The 17,388-nt window shown below is 69.0% G+C and carries 15 protein-coding genes; 8 read left to right on the forward strand and 7 right to left on the reverse strand.

The features are described from left to right. The first annotated feature begins 143 nt into the window (after positions 1–143). Positions 144–1,262, forward strand: coding sequence for an McrC family protein (locus IEX13_RS01145; RefSeq protein ID WP_188660212.1), 1,119 nt, complete (start codon positions 144–146; stop codon positions 1,260–1,262). Here IEX13_RS01145 and IEX13_RS01150 read toward each other — a convergent pair. Beyond that, on the reverse strand, positions 1,248–2,153 hold the full coding sequence (locus tag IEX13_RS01150; RefSeq protein WP_188660215.1) for an AraC family transcriptional regulator: 906 nt from the start codon (positions 2,151–2,153) through the stop codon (positions 1,248–1,250). The genes IEX13_RS01145 and IEX13_RS01150 overlap by 15 nt on opposite strands. A gap of 93 nt (positions 2,154–2,246) precedes the next feature. Here IEX13_RS01150 and IEX13_RS01155 point away from each other — a divergent pair, with 93 nt between their 5' ends. Then, positions 2,247–2,990 (forward strand): SDR family oxidoreductase, encoded by a 744-nt coding sequence (locus tag IEX13_RS01155; RefSeq protein ID WP_188660218.1) that lies wholly within the window; start codon positions 2,247–2,249, stop codon positions 2,988–2,990. A 78-nt stretch (positions 2,991–3,068) separates the two neighbouring features. On the opposite strand, the gene metK is transcribed toward IEX13_RS01155, so the two are convergent. Then, positions 3,069–4,283: a methionine adenosyltransferase gene (gene metK, locus IEX13_RS01160; RefSeq protein WP_188660221.1), complete on the reverse strand. Its 1,215-nt coding sequence runs from the start codon at positions 4,281–4,283 to the stop codon at positions 3,069–3,071. Positions 4,284–4,458: 175 nt separating this feature from the next. On the opposite strand from metK, the gene IEX13_RS01165 reads away from it, so the two are divergent. From IEX13_RS01165 to IEX13_RS01180, 4 genes are all read left to right on the forward strand, one after another. Further along, positions 4,459–5,058 carry an OmpA family protein gene (locus tag IEX13_RS01165; RefSeq protein ID WP_188660224.1) on the forward strand — a complete coding sequence of 200 codons (600 nt, stop codon included), beginning with the start codon at positions 4,459–4,461 and terminating at the stop codon, positions 5,056–5,058. Between the two features lie 155 nt (positions 5,059–5,213). Continuing rightward, positions 5,214–6,938, forward strand: coding sequence for a bifunctional ornithine lipid synthase OlsF (olsF, locus tag IEX13_RS01170; RefSeq protein ID WP_188660227.1), 1,725 nt, complete (start codon positions 5,214–5,216; stop codon positions 6,936–6,938). Next, positions 6,935–7,756 (forward strand): UDP-2,3-diacylglucosamine diphosphatase, encoded by an 822-nt coding sequence (locus IEX13_RS01175; protein ID WP_188660230.1) that lies wholly within the window; start codon positions 6,935–6,937, stop codon positions 7,754–7,756. The genes olsF and IEX13_RS01175 overlap by 4 nt, the downstream gene beginning before the upstream one ends. Before the next feature lie 47 nt (positions 7,757–7,803). Continuing rightward, a complete protein-coding gene (locus tag IEX13_RS01180; RefSeq protein WP_188660232.1) occupies positions 7,804–8,907 on the forward strand; it encodes a metal-dependent hydrolase in 1,104 nt (367 codons plus the stop codon). Here the strand turns inward: IEX13_RS01180 and dusB are convergent. From dusB to IEX13_RS01205, 5 genes are all read right to left on the reverse strand, one after another. Further along, positions 8,853–9,851 carry a tRNA dihydrouridine synthase DusB gene (dusB, locus tag IEX13_RS01185; RefSeq protein ID WP_188660235.1) on the reverse strand — a complete coding sequence of 333 codons (999 nt, stop codon included), beginning with the start codon at positions 9,849–9,851 and terminating at the stop codon, positions 8,853–8,855. The two genes, IEX13_RS01180 and dusB, sit on opposite strands and share 55 nt — an antisense overlap. A 35-nt stretch (positions 9,852–9,886) precedes the next feature. Next, on the reverse strand, positions 9,887–10,843 hold the full coding sequence (locus IEX13_RS01190) for a ribokinase (protein ID WP_188662935.1): 957 nt from the start codon (positions 10,841–10,843) through the stop codon (positions 9,887–9,889). Between the two features lies 1 nt (position 10,844). Then, on the reverse strand, positions 10,845–12,137 hold the full coding sequence (locus IEX13_RS01195) for a NupC/NupG family nucleoside CNT transporter (protein ID WP_188660237.1): 1,293 nt from the start codon (positions 12,135–12,137) through the stop codon (positions 10,845–10,847). A 64-nt stretch (positions 12,138–12,201) separates the two neighbouring features. Then, on the reverse strand, positions 12,202–13,338 hold the full coding sequence (locus tag IEX13_RS01200) for a GGDEF domain-containing protein (protein ID WP_188660240.1): 1,137 nt from the start codon (positions 13,336–13,338) through the stop codon (positions 12,202–12,204). Between the two features lie 76 nt (positions 13,339–13,414). After that, complete coding sequence (locus tag IEX13_RS01205; protein ID WP_188660243.1) at positions 13,415–13,981, reverse strand: TMEM165/GDT1 family protein; 567 nt, start codon at positions 13,979–13,981, stop codon at positions 13,415–13,417. Between the two features lie 211 nt (positions 13,982–14,192). Between IEX13_RS01205 and IEX13_RS01210 the strand changes: the two genes are divergently transcribed. Then, positions 14,193–16,388 carry a TonB-dependent hemoglobin/transferrin/lactoferrin family receptor gene (locus IEX13_RS01210; protein WP_188660246.1) on the forward strand — a complete coding sequence of 732 codons (2,196 nt, stop codon included), beginning with the start codon at positions 14,193–14,195 and terminating at the stop codon, positions 16,386–16,388. A 16-nt stretch (positions 16,389–16,404) separates the two neighbouring features. Then, positions 16,405–17,388 (forward strand): DUF6607 family protein, encoded by a 984-nt coding sequence (locus IEX13_RS01215; RefSeq protein ID WP_229668411.1) that lies wholly within the window; start codon positions 16,405–16,407, stop codon positions 17,386–17,388.

The raw sequence follows: 17,388 nt of genomic DNA on the forward strand, positions 1-17,388 counted from the left end.
AGATGCCCGCATTACTAACGGCGTGGGAGCACGAAACCCTTGCGATCGGCCAAGGCGCTCGAGACCTGTCTGCGTCTGAGGTGGATATGCTGGCCTCCATTAGCCGCACTCGGCCCGGCTTTTGCACTCTGGGAAATCGGAGTGTGCGGCTGGCCCAATTTGCCGGCTTGGTGAATCTGGGCGGTCGTGTACTTGAGGTGCTGCCAAAAGTCGCTAGTTCCAACGATGCTTCTGCGGACCGTGGAACGTTCCTTCGATTGCTCCATGCCGCCAAGCGCGTGCCTATCCATTCGCGGGGAGCGGTCGGTCACAGTGTCGAGCGGCGGACTCTGCTGGGCGTATTCATCGACGCCTTCCTCGAGGAGGTATCCCTGTTGGTGCGAGGGGGCTTACTTCGCCAGTACCAATCGCTAACTGACGACCTGCGAGTGGTTCGTGGCCGGCTTCAAGTCACGCGTCAGGCGACCGTACACGGCATGCGTCCGGACGTGATCAGCTGCCGGTTTGACGAGCTTTCAATCGACAATCCGAGGAACCAGGTGCTGCGCACCGCGCTTTCGGTAGTTCGACCTTGGATTGAGAGCGTGGACGCCGCGCGTCGAGTGGCGGAGCTTGGTGCCGCGTTTGAAGGGGCCGCCTTGTTGCGAAATGCCCTTCCAGTGATTGATGGATTGCTGCCAGACCGCCGGGCCATTCGTTACCAAGATGCGCTTCGTTGGGCGGAGCTGATACTAAGGCTGCTCTCGCCAAACCTGCGCTCAGGTAATAGTCCGGCGCCTGAAATGCTCTTCGACATGAATCGACTTTTCGAGGCGGCCATTGCAGCGAATCTGAAAAGGCGCGGCCGACCCTTGGGGGTCGAGCTTTCAGTGCAAGACACCAGTCATGAATTGGAGGATCGCGAGTCGCATCCTGCCTTCAAGCTACGGCCTGACATGGTGCTACGCAGCAACGGATCATTGGTGGCCATTGTGGATACCAAATGGACGCTGTCAGCGCCTGGAAGATCCGGCCGTATCGAGCCCGAAGCGTCTCACGTGTACCAGATGAATGCCTACGCGAGCGCGTTCGGCTGTGAGGAGTTCTACCTCGTTTATCCTTGGCATTCGGGAGTGGACTCAGCCGCGCCCTCCGTCTTCCATTTGAAGCGGCGCGGTGGAGGACCGGTTCGTCTGAATGTGGTCTGTGTAGATGTCGGCAGCGACGATTTTCCGGCCAGGCACGGTTGTTTCCACTTTCTGGATGGTTCAGAGACCTCGTGAGAAGCGCCTAGGTGATGTCCCGACAACTCGTTTGAATGACGAATTGAAGGTGCTCGCGCAGCTGTATCCGACTCGTTCGGCCACTTCGGCAATCTTGGGGCCGCCTGGTTGCAGGAGTGACTTCGCCACCGCCATCCTCCACCTCAACAAGTACTCCATCGGGGGTACCCCCACAGCCTGTGTGAACCGTTCGAAAAGTGCCGACCGCGACAGCGCCGCCTCCTTCGCCAGCGCCGCCATAGTCCACTTCCGCCCAACCTCCGCGTGCATCCGCTGCAGGGCCACTGCGATTCGCGGATCCGCCAACCCGCGCAGCAACCCGGGCGGCGCACTGGCCTTCTCGGCCTGGCTCCGAAGGGCTTCGATCAGCAGCGCATCCACCAGTCGGGCCTGCATCAATTCGCGACCCGGGCGAATGTCGGTGGCCTCTTCGCGCAGTAGTTGCACCAGGCGGGTCAGGCGGTCGGCGCCGCGCACGTGCACCTGACCGGGCAGCAGGGATACCAAGAGCCCGGCATCGGGCGCGGCGAACTCGAACCAGCCACCCAGGGAAACGAAGTCGGCGTCGCCGCCCAGGCGGCCATGGCGCAGCAGGCGGTCGTCCAGGACCACGGCCCCAGCCTGTGGGTCCAGCGACATCGGCGGAGTCGGGGCCCCGCCGGATAGGGTGAAGCCCGGCGTGGCGGGCAGCAGCACGAAGTCGCCGGCCTGCAGGTCCAGCGGCGGTTGGCCGTCGACGGCCAGGCGGGCCTGGCCGGCCAGGATCACAGTGAAGGCGGGCTGGCCGAAGGCGCCGTAGCGCACGGCCCAGTCGCCGGCGCCCTCAATGGTCCGGGAGAACACGGCACGCGGTTGCAGGCGGCGGATGACTTCCGAGAGGGGATCGCTCATTCCGGACGCTCGCGAATGAAAACGGGATTCTGAAGCGTAGTCCGTCCGGGTGCCGGGCGCCAAGCTGGACTCCCCAAACCAAGGAGTCCCGCCATGAAGTCGATCCTCATCACCGGTTGTTCGTCCGGCTACGGCCTGGCCACCGCCCGCCATTTCGTCGCCCACGGGTGGCGCGTCGTTGCGACGATGCGCAGCCCGAAGCCCGACCTGTTCCCGGCCTCGCCGAACCTGCAGCTGCTGCCGCTGGACGTTACCGATGCCAACAGTATCCATGCCGCCTTCGACGCAGCCGGCGAGCTGGACGTGGTCGTCAATAACGCCGGCATCGGGGTAGTGGGTGCCTTCGAAGCCATGCCCGCCGCGACGGTGGACGAGGTCTTCAACACCAACACCTTCGGCACCATGGCCGTTTGCCAGGCGGCGATCCCGCGGCTGCGGGCGCGGGGCGCGGGCGTGCTGGTCAACGTCACTTCCAGCGTCACCCTGGCGCGCATGCCACTGGCGGCCGTGTATTCGGCCAGCAAGGCGGCGGTGGATGCGTTCACGGCGTCGCTGGCATTTGAGCTAGAGCCGTTCGGTATCCGGGCCAAGCTGGTTCTGCCGGGGTACGGGCCGACCACGGCGTTCGCGGCCAACGGCGGCGAGCGGATGCAGGGACTGGTGCCGCCGGCTTATGCGGCGTTCGCCGAGAAAGTGTTTGCTCAATTCGCGAATGTGTCGGTGACCACGCGTGAGACCGACGTCGCCGAGGCGGTGTGGCGGGCGGTGCACGACACGACGGGGCAGCTGCGGTTTCCGGCGGGTGCGGACGCGGTGGCGTTGGCGCAGGGGCGGTGAAATGGAAACGGGCCGCTTTCGCGGCCCGTTTTCCCTCACCCCAGCCATCTCCCGCAAGCGGGAGAGGGAGTAGGCGCATTACTTCTTCAGGCCAGCAGCCTTGCGCAGGCCTTCGGCCTTATCGGTCTTTTCCCACGAAAACGCGGTGGCAGTGTGCTTCTTGCCCTTGGCGTCGGTGTAGGTGATCTGCTTGGGCTTGCGGCCGAAGTGGCCGTAGGCCGCGGTGGCGCGGTAGATGGGGTGCAGCAGGTCGAGCATCTTCATGATGCCGTAGGGGCGCAGGTCGAAGTGCTGGCGGATCAGCTTCTCGATCTTCTCGTCGCTGATCTTGCCGGTGCCGAAGGTGGTGACCGAGATGGAGGTCGGCTCGGCCACGCCGATGGCGTAGGAAACCTGCACTTCGCACTTGTCGGCCAGGCCGGCGGCGACCACGTTCTTGGCGACGTAGCGCGCCGCGTAGGCGGCCGAACGGTCGACCTTGGACGGGTCCTTGCCGCTGAACGCGCCGCCGCCGTGGCGGGCCATGCCGCCGTAGGTATCCACGATGATCTTGCGGCCGGTCAGGCCGGCGTCGCCCACCGGGCCGCCGATCTCGAACTTGCCGGTCGGGTTGATGTGGATCTTCGACTTCGGCAGCGCCTTCAGCCACGCCTTGGGCAGCACGGGCTCGAGGATGTGCTTCATCACGCCCGCCACCAGGTCCTTCTGCTTCACGCCCGGGTCGTGCTGGGTCGAAAGCACCACGGCGTCGAGGCCGACGATCTTGTTGCCGTCGTAGCGCAGGGTCACCTGGCTCTTCGCGTCCGGGCGCAGCCACTTGAGCTTGCCGGACTTGCGCACCTTGGCCTGCTGTTCGACCAGGCGGTGGGCGTAATAGATCGGGGCCGGCATGAATTCCGGCGCCTCGTTGCAGGCGTAGCCGAACATCAGGCCCTGGTCGCCGGCGCCCTGTTCCTCGGGCTTCTTGCGGTCCACGCCCTGGGCGATGTGCGGCGACTGCTTGCCGATCATGTTGACGATGGCGCAGGTGTGGCCGTCGAAGCCGACGTTCGAGTTGTCGTAGCCGATGTCGTTGATCACCTTGCGGGTGATCTCCTCGATGTCCACCCAGGCGTTGGTGGTGATTTCGCCGGCGACGATGGCGGCGCCGGTCTTCACCAGGGTTTCGCAGGCAACGCGCGCATTCGGGTCCTGGGCGAGGATCGCGTCCAGCACCGCATCGGAAATCTGGTCGGCGAGCTTGTCCGGGTGGCCTTCGGAAACCGACTCGGAGGTGAAGAGGTAGCTGGACATTCGGTCTTATATCCTTTGATTGCGATGAAAGGATGGGTGAAGGGGCGAAATGATACACGCCCCGGCCCCGGGGTGCATCCTGCCGCCCGGCCCGTTTCCGCAGCGTTAAGCCCCGGGCGGTGGCCAGCGGTTAGGGTCGGGACTGCCATTCCCGGCCACATGAGGAATTTCCCGCATGCGAACTCCTACCGTTTCCCTTGCCCGTTCCCTTCGCCCCCTTGTCGCCGCCTTTGCCGTAGCCGGCCTCGTTGGCTGTGCCAGCTACGTCAAGCGCGACGAATTCAATGCCACCGTCGCCGAACTGCGCGCCGCCGACCAGGCCCAGAACCAGCGCCTGGATCAACTGCAGGCCAGCATGGAAGAGCGCTTTGGCCAGTACGACGCCCGCTTCGCCCAGTTCGAGGGCCGGCTGCACGTCGAAACCACCGCCCACTTCGACTACGGCAAGGCCGACGTGCGCGAGGCCGACAAGCCGATGCTGGCCGACTTCGCCAAGACCCTGTCCGAACACCACGACGGTGTGGTGGTGACGGTGGAAGGCTTCACCGACCCCGCCGGCTCGGCCAGCTACAACCAGCGCCTGGGCCAGCGCCGCGCCGACGCGGTGCGTGATTTCCTGGTCAGCCAGGGCCTGGCCGCCGACCAGGTGCGCGCGGTCAGCTACGGCGAAGCCAACAACCGCCAGATCCGCCCCGGCGCCTGGGGTGACGAAGGCCTGGCCAATCGCCGCGTCGCGTTGGTCATCGACTTCGTCGAGGCCGTCGCCGCGCGCTGAGGCGGTTCGCCTTCGTTTCACCGACAGGCCGGGCCAATGTGCCCGGCCTGTTTTGTTTCCGGGCCCGCCTGTCACCGGCCTGACGCCTCCGGGTAACCGGGCTGCAAGGCAAGCGGCCCAAGCTTCGCGGCAATCCCCCCGTCCACGGACGCCGCATGCTTGATCTCGAGCGCCAGATGGCCAAGCGCCATCCCCGTTGGTTCCAGGGCCCGCACGCCCGCCTGGTGAAGCCGCTGCTGGGCAAGGTGCAGAAGGTGTCGGGCCTGGCGGAAGCCGGCGACTTCCTGGAAACCCACGGCCACCTGCGCGGCCTGGCCTTCGTGGAAGCGGCGCTGCGCTACCTGGACGTGCGCTACACGGTCGATCAGGTCGAACGCGAACGCATTCCGGAAACCGGCCGCCTGCTGGTGGTTGCCAACCATCCCAGCGGCGCGCTCGATGCCCTGGCGCTGCTGCACCTGGTCGGCAGCGTGCGCCGGGATGTACGCGTGGTCGCCAACGACCTGCTGGGCGCGGTGTCGCCATTGCGCGACCTGCTGCTGCCGGTGCGCATCGTCGGCGGCCGGCCCACGGCCGAATCGCTGCGGGCGGTGGAAGCGGCGCTGGAGCAGGAGCAGTGCGTCATCGTTTTCCCCGCCGGCGAAGTCTCGCGCCTGGGCTGGCGCGGCGTGCGCGACGGGCGCTGGCGCCGGGGTTTCCTGCGTTTTGCCCGCAGTACCGAAACGCCGGTGCTGCCGGTGCAGGTGCAGGCGCGCAACTCCGCGCTCTTCTACGGCGTGTCGGCCCTGTACCGGCCTGCCGGCATGCTGCTGCTGGCGCGCGAGGTGTTCGCCCGGCGCGGCAGCCGCATCGGCCTGCGCTTGGGCCACGCCCGGCACATCGCCGCGGATGAAACCGATTCGCGGGCGCTGTCGGCGGTGCGGCAGGCGCTGGGCGCCATCGGGTCGCGGCGCGAGGCCAAACCCCAGGGTCCGCAGCCGCTGGCGCACGCCGTCGACCGCCGCCTGCTGGTGCGCGAACTCTCGCGCCTGCCGCTACTGGGCCGCACGCCCGACGGCAAGCGCATCCACGCCGGTCCGCTGGCGGCCGACTCGCCGCTGCTGCGCGAAATCGGCCGCCTGCGCGAGCTCACCTTCCGCGCCGCGGGCGAAGGCACCGGCCAGCGCCTGGACCTGGACGCCTACGACACCTGGTACGACCACATCGTGCTCTGGGACGGCGAGGCGCTGGAAATCGCCGGTGGCTATCGGGTCGCGCCCTGCGAACGCGTGTTCGTCGAACGCGGGCTGGCGGGCCTGTACAGCGCGTCGCTGTTCACCTACCCCTGCCACCTGCTGCCGCGGCTGATGCAAAGCGTGGAACTGGGCCGCAGCTTCGTGGCGCCGGGTTACCAGGGCAGCCGCAGCCTGGACACCCTGTGGCTGGGCATCGGCGCCTACCTGCGCCACCAGCCGGGCGCGCGCTACCTGTTCGGCCCGGTATCGATCAGCGCCGACCTGCCGCTGGCGGCGCGCGAACAGATGGTCGCCTACTACACGCGCTATTTCGGTGACGCCGGCGACGGCGTGGCGGCGAACCGGCCCTTCCGCTTCCTGGCCGCACCGCCGGACTTCGGCAACCTCGGGGCCGACGACGCCTTCCGGGTGCTCAAGGCCAACCTGGGATCGCTGGGAGCGCGCGTGCCCACGCTCTACAAGCAGTACACCGAACTGTGCGAACCGGGCGGCGCGCGATTCCTGGCCTTCGGCGTGGATCCGGACTTCAACCACGCGGTGGATGGCCTGATCGAACTGGACCTGGCGCGGGTACGGCCACGCAAGCGTGAGCGTTACCTGGAGGCACCGGCGCCGCGCGCCGCCGCCGGGCCGGAGGCCGCGTGAAGGCGTCGACGGCCCCGCGCCACCGGGCCGTCTTCATCTCCGACGTGCACCTGGGCTCGGCGCACTGCCACGCCGCCGAACTGGCCGACTTCCTGGAAAACCTGCGCACGCGCCGGCTATACCTGGTCGGCGACATCATCGACCTGTGGTGGATGGCCGAACGCCGCGCGGCCTGGGGCCCGGACCAGCGCCGGGTCATCGACGCCCTGCAGGCCCTGGCCCGCACCGGCAGCGAACTGGTGTACGTGCCGGGCAACCACGACCGCCCCGTGCGCAACTTCTGCGGCCTGGTGCTGCCGAACATGCGCCTGCGCCGGCGCGCCATCCACGTCACCGCCGACGGCCGCCGCCTGCTGGTGACGCACGGCGACGACTACGACGCGGTCACGCAGTTCGGCAACCTGCAGGAACGTTTCGGCGACTGGCTCTACGAACGCATCCTGGCCGGCAACCGCCTCACCAACCGGGTTCGGCGCCGGCTGGGCCTGCGCTACTGGTCGCTGGCCGATTTCCTCAAATCGCGCAGCGGCGCCGCCGAACGCTACATCGCCCGCTTCGTGCAGGCCGGCCTGGACGACGCCGGCCGCCGCGGCCTGGACGGCATCGTCTGCGGCCATATCCACCGCGCCGGCCTGTTCGAATCGGGCGGCCTGGTCTACGCCAACGACGGCGACTGGGTCGAAAGCCTCACCGCGCTGGCGGAAGAGCCTGACGGGTCGCTGGTGCTGCTGCGGCACGACGGCGGCGAGCTGGCGCGGCTGCCGTCGCCGGTGGACCGGGTGATGCCGGCGCCGCTGCAGACCGGCCTGGCCGCCTGAGCCCCGGCTCACGGCGCTTCGACGCCCGGGGCGGTTAGCATCCGGGGATGGATTCCCTCACCCAGATCGTCCTGGGCGCCGCCATCGCGGGCGCCATCGCCCCGGCCAGGCACCGCCGCGCCGCCCTGGCCGCCGGCGCGGCGCTGGGCACCCTGCCGGACCTCGACTCGCTGCCGATGTGGTTCATGGGCCTGGACCCGGTGACCAACATGACCTGGCACCGTGGGCCTTCGCATTCGCTGCTGGTGCTGCTGCCGCTGGCGGCGCTGCTTTGGTCGCTGTTCAAGCGCACGGGCGGGCGCGTGGCGGAAGCGCCGACACGCTGGTTCTGGGCGATCACGCTGGCGCTGGTGACGCACCCGCTGCTTGATGCCTTCACGGTTTACGGCACCCAGCTCTGGTGGCCGCTGCCGCCGTCGCCGGCGATGTGGGCCAGCCTGTTCATCATCGATCCGCTGTACACGCTGCCTTTGCTGCTGGGCTGCCTGGTGGCGCTGGTGCGCGGCTGGCGGCCGTCGGCGCAGAAGGCGCTGGTGGCCGGGCTGGCGCTGAGCAGCGTCTACCTGGGCTGGTCGCTGGCGGCCAAGGCCATGGTCGACCGCGCCGCCGAACGAACGCTGGCCGCGCAGGGCCTGCAGGACGCGCCGCGTTTTTCCGTGCCGATGCCCTTCAACACGCTGCTGTGGCGGGTGGTGGTGATGACGCCGGATGGTTTCCTGGAAGGCGAACGGTCGCTGGTCGCCGATGACGGGCCGATGCTGTTCCGGGCCTACGCGTCGGACACCCAGGCGCTGGCGGAAACGAAGTCGCTGCCGGTGGTGCGTCGCCTGCTGTGGTTCAACCACGGCTTCATGAAGGCGGAGGTTCGCGACCAACGCCTGGTGCTGTCCGACCTGCGCATGGGCGCCGAGCCCGACTACAGCTTCCGCTTCGTGGTGGCCGAACGCGACGGCGGCGGCTGGCGGGCCTACGGGCCCGAGCAGGCACAGTGGCCGTGGGAAGCGCGGCGGCGCTTGTCGGCCATGTGGGAGCGCATCTGGACCCGGCCGCCCGGGGAACTGCAGGCCATCGCGGCCGGCACCCGCGTGGTGCCGGTTCAGGCCGCGGCGGCGAACTCCGGCGACACGCCCGCGACCAGCGCGTCGAAATAATCGCGGGTCAGGCGCAGCTGCTCGCCGGCCGTGGTGGCGCGATTGACCACGCCGCGGAAGGCGGCGTTTTCCGGGCGGTCCTTCGCGTACCAGCCCAGGTGCTTGCGGGCGATGCGCACGCCGGATTCTTCACCGTAGAAGGCGTGCAGGTGCTCGAGGTGCGCGAGCAGGATGTCGCGCACTTCGGCCACGCCCGGCTCGGGCAGCGTTTCGCCGGTGGCCAGGTAGTGCGCCACTTCGCGGAAGATCCAGGGCCGGCCCTGCGCCGCGCGGCCGATCATCACCGCGTCGGCGCCGGTGTGGCGCAGCACGAAGGCGGCCTTGTGCGGTGAATCGATGTCGCCGTTGGCCAGCACCGGGATGTCCAGCGCGGCCTTGACGGCGGCGATGGTGTCGTACTCGGCGACGCCGGTGTACTGCTGGTCGCGGGTGCGGCCGTGCACGGCCAGCGCGGCGATGCCGCTGTCCTGGGCGATGCGGGCGATGGCCAGCGCGTTCTTCTGGCCGGCGGCCCAGCCGGTGCGGATCTTCAGCGTCACCGGCACGTCCACCGCCGCGACCACCGCCGACAGGATGCGCCCCACCAGCGCCTCGTCGCGCATCAGCGCCGAACCGGCCCAGGCATTGCACACCTTCTTGGCCGGGCAGCCCATGTTGATGTCGATGATCTGCGCGCCCAGGTCCACGTTGTGGCGCGCGGCGTCGGCCAGCACTTCGGGCACCGTGCCGGCGATCTGCACGCTGATCGGATCCGGTTCGCCGGCGTGGTCCATGCGGTGCAGCGACTTGGCCGTTTTCCACAGCCGCGGATCGGACGTGGTCATTTCCGACACGCACAGCCCGGCGCCCAGCTGCTTGCAAAGCATCCGGAACGGCTTGTCGGTGACGCCGGCCATGGGGGCCAGCACCACGCGTGGGTCGATGGCGTAGGGGCCGATGTGCATGGGGCGGCATTCTAGCCGCCCGCCGCGGGGCCTGCTCAGCCGGCCAGTTCGTCGCGGCGGGGCATGGCCAGCGCGGCACCGTGGCGTTCGGTGGAACGGGCCGCGTAGCGACTTGCGAAACTGACGCCGTCCCGGAAGGGCGCGTCGGGGTTCGCCGCCAGCGCGGCCGCCAGCGCGCCGCTGAAGGCGTCGCCGGCGCCGGTGGTGTCCACCGGCTGGGCCGGGTGGGCCGGCACGCGATAGGCCGGGTCGCGGTCGCCGCGGTGATTTCCCGGCGCATGCGAGACGAAGGCGCCGTGCCCGCCCAGGGTGATCACCCAGGTGGCGGCCTGCAGGGCCTGGCACAAGGCGTGCAAGGCGTCGTCGGCCAGGGTGTGCAGCGTGTCGGCATCCACGGTCTGGTGCGCGTGGCGGGCAAGCAACGCGGCGAACTCGGTTTCGTTCGGGGTAAGGATGTCGGCCAGCGCAAGCAGTGCCGGACTGGTCGGCGCATTGGCCGGCGCCGGGTTCAGCACCGTGGTGGCACCGGTGTCGCGCGCGAGCTCAAGGGCTTCGAGCACGGCTTCGGGGGCGACCTCGAGCTGCGCCAGCACCACGTCGGCACCGGCGAATGCCGGGCGCGCCGCCCGCACGTACGCCGGCGACAGCGCGCCGTTGGCGCCCGGCGCGACGGTGATGACGTTCCGGCCCGCCGCGTCCACGAAGATGCCGGCCGTGCCCGAAGGCAGGGCGGGGTGGACTTCGGCAATCAGTTCGATGCCTTCGGCGCCGGCAAGGCCTCGGGCGGTGCCGGCCGCGGCGTCTTCGCCCAGTGCCGTCAGCAACCCCGTGCGGGCGCCGGCGCGGGATGCCGCGACGGCCTGGTTGAAACCCTTGCCGCCGGGGCCGCTGGCGTAGGTGCCCAGGCGCGTGGCGCCGGGGGCGGGCAGCTGGTCGCAGGTCCAGACGTGGTCCTGGTTGTAGGACCCGACCACCAGCACCCGGCCGGCCATGTCAGGCACCCAGCGAAGTCAGCACGCCGGCGATCGTGGCGGTCATGAAGGTGGCCAGGGTGCCGCCCAGTACGGCGCGCAGGCCGAAGCGGGCCAGGTCCTGGCGTCGCTCCGGGGCCAGGCCGCCGATGCCGCCGATCTGGATCGCGATCGAGCTGAAGTTGGCGAAACCGCACAGTGCATAGGTGGCGATCAGCCGGCCCTTGTCGGTCAGCTCCACGCCTTCGACGCGGCCGTTCACGATCTCGGCCAGCTGCAGGTAGGCGACGAATTCGTTGATGACGATCTTCTGGCCGATCAGCGAGCCAACCGTGTTCGCGTCCTGCCAGGGCACGCCGATCACCCAGGCGATGGGCGCCAGCACGTAACCGAACAGGGTGGACAGGTCGGTGGGCTTGCCCAGGTAGGCGGCCAGGCCGGTGACGTCGCCGATCCAGGTCAGCGGCCAGTTGATCATGGCGATGAGCGCGATGAAGGCCAGCAGCATCGCGCCGATGTTCAGCGCCAGGCGCAGGCCGTCGGAGGCACCGGCCGCGGCGGCGTCGATGATGTTGCTGGTGGTCTTTTCGACCTCCATCTTCACCGTGCCGCGGGTGAGCGGGTTGCCGGTTTCCGGGATCAGCAGCTTGGCGATCACCAGGGTGGCCGGCGCGGCCATGATCGAGGCCGCCAGCAGGTGCTTGGCGTAATACGCGCCCTGCACCGGGTCGCCGGCGCCCAGCATGCCGACGTAGGCCGCCAGCACGCCGCCGGCGATGTGCGCCATGCCGCCGATCATCATCGTGATCAGCTCGGACTCGGTCATGCGCGAAATATAGGGCCGCACCGTCAGCGGCGCCTCGGTCTGGCCGATGAAGACGCTGGCGCAGACGCTGGTGGTTTCGGCGCCGGAAACGCGCATCACCTTGGTGATGGCCCAGGCCATCACCCGCACCACGAACTGCATCACGCCCAGGTGGTAGAGCACGCCCATCAGCGCGGCGAAGAAGATGATGGTCGGCAGCACCTGGAAGGCGAAGATGAACCCGTAGGTTTCAGTGTCCATCAGGTTGCCGAAGATGAAGGTCGAGCCGGCCTTCACGAATTCCAGCAGGTCCACGAAGCGGTTGCCCAGCCAGTCGAAGACCTCGCGGCCCCCGGGCACCAGCAGCACCAGCGCGGCGAAGGCGATCTGCAGGGTGATACCGGTGATGACCAGGCGCCAGTCCACGGCCCGCTTGTTGTTGGAGAAGAGCCAGGCGATGCCGATCAGGACCGACAGCCCGAACAGGCCAAAGAAGATGCTGGAAACCATGGGAGGCAAGACCGCGGAAGGATGCGGCAGGGTAGTTCACGCCCCCCGCCCGGGCAAGGCGGACTTAGTCCCCGTCGCGGGCGACCACGCGGTTGCGGCCGGCCGCCTTGGCCGCGCGCAGGCGTTGATCGGCCCGTTTCATCAGGCCCGACAGGTCGTTGGCGTCCTGCGGGCAGCAGGCCACGCCGGCGCTGAGGGTCAGCCGGCGCGGCTCGACGTCGGGCTCGGGGATGAAGGGCGCGGCTTCGAGCTTGCGTCGCAGCACCTCCATGCGCTCCCAGGCCGCGCCCACCGGCAGCGGCAGCATCAGCACGAACTCCTCGCCGCCGACCCGGATCATCGGCTCTTCCCGGCCCAGTTCCCGCCGAATCACCGCCACCGCGTGGCGCAGGGCGCGGTCGCCGGCCAGGTGGCCCAGTTCGGCGTTGATGTGGCGGAAGTTGTCCAGGTCCACCAGGGCCAGGCAGAGCGTGCGACCTTCGCGGCGCGCCGCTTCGACCTTCGCGGGGATCTGGGTGTTGAGGAAACTGCGGTTGTGCAGTCCGGTCAGGCCGTCGGTGGCCGACCACTGGGCCAGCCGCTGGGCCCGGAACACGATCACCGCGGTCACCAGGGTCGCGACCGCCACCAGCACCAGGCGCTGGATCTGGGTGGACGTGGACACCGTGCCGTAGTCGGCCGACACCAGCGGGCCATCGGCCGTGGCCACCACCACCAGCCACAGCAGCGACGACTGCACCAAGGCCAGCGCGCCGGCGGCCAGGGTGACGCGCAGGTCGTGGCGCATCGCGGTGGCGAAGATCGCCAGCAGGTAACACGACCACACCACCGTGCTGTTGAGCGTGGCCACCGGCTGGCCCGACAGGCCAAGCAGGGCGAGCACGCCGGTGACGAGGGTGACGTCGAAGCAGGAAGAGAACATCGGCAGCCAGGCCAGGCGCCGGCTGCGCAGGGCCAGGCGCAGCCAGGCCGCCGACAGCAGCAGCACGCCCGTGGCCCCGGCCAGGCCGGCCAGCGACTCGTTGGCCTGGCCACCCAGCAGCCAGTTCAGCACCGGCAGCAGCAGCAACAGGCAGGCGACGAACACCCGAAGGCGCGCGACCAGCAGTTCGCCGCCGGCGCCGATCTCGAGCAGCAGGTCGTCGGGACGCTCGCGCAGGGCGCTGGCGAGGTCGTCCAGGGTGTCTCGCAGGTTACTCACGCCGGGGGTCGTGGCCTGGTTGGATTCCGCGCCAGCATACCCGCGGGGCTGCCCGGCCGTCTGCCGCGGCCTACCTTCAGCCGGGCAGGCCGGTGAAGGCGACCCACAGGCCCAGGCCCGCGAACAGGGCCGCGGCGGCGTAGCGCGCGGCCTTGAGCGGCAGCTTCGCGGCGAAGCGCGAGCCCAGCAGCACCACCGGCGCATTGGCCAGCACCATGCCCAGGGTCGTGCCGGCCACCACCTGCCACAGCGGGTCGTACTGCGCCGCCAGCACCACGGTGGCGACCTGGGTCTTGTCGCCCATCTCCACCAGGAAGAAAGCGACCAGCGTGGCCAGGAACGGGCCGAAGCGCGGCGCCCTGGCTTCGTCCTCATCGAGCTTGTCGGGCACCAGGGCCCAGGCGGCCACGGCCAGGAAGGACAGCGCCACGCCCCAGCGTAGCCACATCGGGTCCACCCAGCCCGACACCAGCGCGCCCAGCCAGCCGGCCAGCGCGTGGTTGAGCACGGTGGCGACCAGGATGCCGGCCACGATGGGCCAGGGCTTGCGGTAGCGGGCCGCCAGCACCAGGGCCAGCAGCTGGGTCTTGTCGCCGATTTCGGCGATGGCGACGGCGAGGGTGGAAACGAAAAAAGCGTCCATGCGTATCCCGCGGGTGGCTGGCATCCCGGTGCGGGAGCGCGGTGCGCATGTTAGCGGTCATGTCCGGTCTTGTTGACCTTCGCAAATGCGAATGATTATCATCACCTAACCAGCCAGCCGCTGAAACGGGCCCTCGGGCCCCCTGCGTTGCCAGCCGAACACCGGAACCCTCCGCCGCCCCGCGCGGCGGACGCACGCAGGAATCATCGCCATGCATCGCACTCCCCTGGCGCTCGCGCTGGGCCTCGCCCTGTCGGCGCCGGCCACGGCCGCCGAGCCCACGTCTCCCGACGGCGCCACCACCCTGGCCACCATCACCGTCACCGCCACCCGAACCGAGCGGGCGCTCGACGACGTGCCCAGCACCGTCAACGTGCTCGACCGAGAGGAACTGGACCGCCAGCTGGCGCGGGACCTGAAGGACCTCGTGCGCTACGAACCCGGCGTGTCGGTCACTTCGAGCTTCGGCCGCTTCGGCCTCGGTGGCATCCGCATCCGCGGACTCGACGGCAACCGCGTGCGCATCCAGACCGATGGCATCGCGGTGCCGGACGCCTTTTCGATCGGCAGTTTCTCCAACGCCAACCGCAACTTCGTCGACCTCGACACGCTCAAGGCCGTCGAGATCGTGCGCGGCCCGGCCAGCGCGCTTTACGGCTCGGACGCCCTGGGCGGCGTGGTGGCCTTCGTCACCAAGGACCCGGAGGACTACCTGGACGCGGACCAGGACCGGCACGTCGGCCTGAAGTTCGGCTACCACGGCGACACGCGCGGCCTGTTCGCCGGCGCGACCACCGCGTTCGCGGGCGAGCGCTGGTCGAGCTTGCTGGCGGTCAGCGCGCGCAAGGGCCGGGAAGTCGAGAATTTCGGTGATGATGCGGGCGTGGGCGCGGGGCGCACCGCAACGAACCCGCAGGACACGCGCGGCAAGTCGCTGCTGGGCAAGCTGGTGTTCGCCCCGGACGGCAACCAGCGCTTTCGACTGACGGTCGAGGGTAACGAAGACGTGACCGCCACCGACGTGCTGACCTCGGTCAACGCCACCACGCTTTCCCTGGCCGGCGAAGACAGCCAGACGCGGGCCCGGCTCTCACTGGCCCACGAAATGGACGTGATCGACCGGGCGTTCGCCGACGCGCTGGACTGGCAGGTCTATCGCCAGGACAGCGAAACCACCCAGTGGACCTTCGAGGACCGCAGCAACAACACCCGGCGTGAGCGCGAATTCAATTTCGACCAGCGCGTGCTTGGCGCGATGCTGACCGCGCACAAGGGCTTCGACACGGGCAGCGTTCGGCATGAGCTGACCTACGGCCTGGAGGTCGCGCGCACCGATATCCGGCAAAAGCGCGACGGCCTGTCCATAAATCTGGCCACCGGCGCGGCGACGCCCGTCGTCATGCCCGACGTGTTTCCGGTGCGTGATTTCCCGGTCAGCCGGACCACGACCACCTCGCTGTACCTGCAGGACGAAATGCTGTTCGCCGACGGCGACTTCCGGCTGGTGCCGGGCCTGCGCGTGGATCGCTACGAACTAAGGCCCGAGGCCGACCCGATCTTCATCGCCGACAATCCGGGCGTGCCGCTGTCGGACGTCCGCGAAACCAGTGTCTCGCCCAAGCTGGGAGCGGTCTGGCACTTCGCGGACCGCTGGTCGCTGTTCGGCGGCTACGCACGCGGCTTCCGTTCGCCGCCCTACAACGACGTCAATCTCGGCTTCACCAATTTCGCCTTCGGCTATACAGCCATCCCCAATCCCGACCTCAGGCCCGAGACCAGCGATGGCTACGAGGCCGGCCTGCGCTACGGCGGCGACGCCCTGTGGCTCAGCCTGTCGGCCTACCAGAACGACTACGAGGACTTCATCGAGTCGCTGCGCTTCGTCGGCTTCAACGACATGGGGCTGATCGTGTTCCAGTCGCAGAACGTGGACCAGGCGCGCATCCGCGGCGCAGAACTCAAGGCCGGGCTGGACCTGGGCGCCCTGGCCGACCGACTGCATGGCTGGCGCGCGCATGCGGCGATGTCCTGGCAGCGCGGCGACGACCGTGTCGCCGACGAGCCGCTGCGTTCGGTCGACCCGGCGCGCGCCGTGCTCGGCATTGGCTACGAAGCGGATGCCTGGGGCGTCGAGCTGGTGGGCAGTTTCGCGCAGCGCAAGGACCGCCTGGCCGAACTCTCTCCCGGCCAGCCGGCCTTTGCGCCGCCCGGCTACGGCGTGCTCGACCTGCTCGTGCACTGGGACTTCGCGCCTGGGGCCACCTTCAACCTCGGCGTGTTCAACCTGGGCGACCGCAAGGTCTGGGACTGGGCCGACGTGCCCGGCGTCGCCGCCGACAGCGCCGTCCTGGACCGCTACACCCGACCGGGGCGCCACGTCGCGCTCAGCCTGCAAGTTCAGTGGTAAACCACGGAGACCCACGATGATCCGCAATCTTCTGCTCGCCACCGTCGCGCTGACCCTGACCGGCTGCGTGACCACCCCCGTCGCTACCGCGCCTGCGCCCGCCGTGTCCGCGGTCCCACGGGAAGGCGACACCACGTCCTACGAAGCCGACCGCAAGGCCATCCTGGCGATGCTGGGCGAATACGAGGTGGACTTCGATTTCCGGGAGACCGTCGTGCTCAGGGACGGCTACCAGACCCGTCCGGCCAAGCGCACCGGCGCGTATGAAGTCGTCTTGCTGGTGGAGGACACCGGCGACCGCATCGTGCTGCAGCACCTGCTGGTCTCGAAGAACGGGCACGTCACCAAACACTGGCGGCAGGACTGGCACTACGAAGCCGGCGAGCGCTTCGAGTTCAGCGCCGACCAGACCTGGCGCGTGCGTGCCATCGAGCCCGGCAAGACGCGCGGTGCCTGGACCCAGTGCGTGTTCGAGGTCAGCGACGCGCCGCGCTACTGCGGCACCGGCCGCTTCAACCACAAGTACGGCGTGGCCACCTGGACCTCCGACCGCAGCTGGCGTCCGCTGCCGCGCCGCGAATACACCACCCGCGAGGACTACAACGCGCTCAACGTCGAGAACCGCCACACCATCGTGCCCGGGGGCTGGACGCACGAACAGGACAACACCAAGGTGGTGCGTCGTGCCGATGGCAGCACCGACCACACCCTGGTGCGCGAGCTTGGCTTCAACGACTACCGCAAGCTCGAAGGCTTCGACTTCGGCCCGGCCTATCGCTACTGGCAGGCCACGCAGGGCTACTGGGCCAAGGTGCGTGCGCTCTGGCAGTCCCGCTTCGACGCCCATGGCGGCGTGCACCTGAAGACCGACGTCGACGGCATGCCGGTCATCGTCGCCACCTTCGCGCAGGCCGAGAAAGTCCGGAAGGGCGTGCCGGTGGCCGAGGACGACATCCGCGCCGTTTTCGACACTTTCGTGCTGGCGCCTGACGGGCCCTGA

The organism is Arenimonas soli, assembly GCF_014643775.1.
GTDB classification, from domain to species: domain Bacteria; phylum Pseudomonadota; class Gammaproteobacteria; order Xanthomonadales; family Xanthomonadaceae; genus Arenimonas; species Arenimonas soli.

Bases quoted from the DNA above. Each gene is read 5' to 3' on its own strand.
- IEX13_RS01150 (WP_188660215.1), bottom strand. From the start codon at position 2,153: ATGAGCGATCCCCTCTCGGAAGTCATCCGCCGCCTGCAACCGCGTGCC.
- IEX13_RS01155 (WP_188660218.1), top strand. From the start codon at position 2,247: ATGAAGTCGATCCTCATCACCGGTTGTTCGTCCGGCTACGGCCTGGCC.
- metK (WP_188660221.1), bottom strand. From the start codon at position 4,283: ATGTCCAGCTACCTCTTCACCTCCGAGTCGGTTTCCGAAGGCCACCCG.
- IEX13_RS01165 (WP_188660224.1), top strand. From the start codon at position 4,459: ATGCGAACTCCTACCGTTTCCCTTGCCCGTTCCCTTCGCCCCCTTGTC.
- olsF (WP_188660227.1), top strand. From the start codon at position 5,214: ATGCTTGATCTCGAGCGCCAGATGGCCAAGCGCCATCCCCGTTGGTTC.
- IEX13_RS01180 (WP_188660232.1), top strand. From the start codon at position 7,804: ATGGATTCCCTCACCCAGATCGTCCTGGGCGCCGCCATCGCGGGCGCC.
- dusB (WP_188660235.1), bottom strand. From the start codon at position 9,851: ATGCACATCGGCCCCTACGCCATCGACCCACGCGTGGTGCTGGCCCCC.
- IEX13_RS01190 (WP_188662935.1), bottom strand. From the start codon at position 10,843: ATGGCCGGCCGGGTGCTGGTGGTCGGGTCCTACAACCAGGACCACGTC.
- IEX13_RS01195 (WP_188660237.1), bottom strand. From the start codon at position 12,137: ATGGTTTCCAGCATCTTCTTTGGCCTGTTCGGGCTGTCGGTCCTGATC.
- IEX13_RS01205 (WP_188660243.1), bottom strand. From the start codon at position 13,981: ATGGACGCTTTTTTCGTTTCCACCCTCGCCGTCGCCATCGCCGAAATC.
- IEX13_RS01210 (WP_188660246.1), top strand. From the start codon at position 14,193: ATGCATCGCACTCCCCTGGCGCTCGCGCTGGGCCTCGCCCTGTCGGCG.
- IEX13_RS01215 (WP_229668411.1), top strand. From the start codon at position 16,405: ATGATCCGCAATCTTCTGCTCGCCACCGTCGCGCTGACCCTGACCGGC.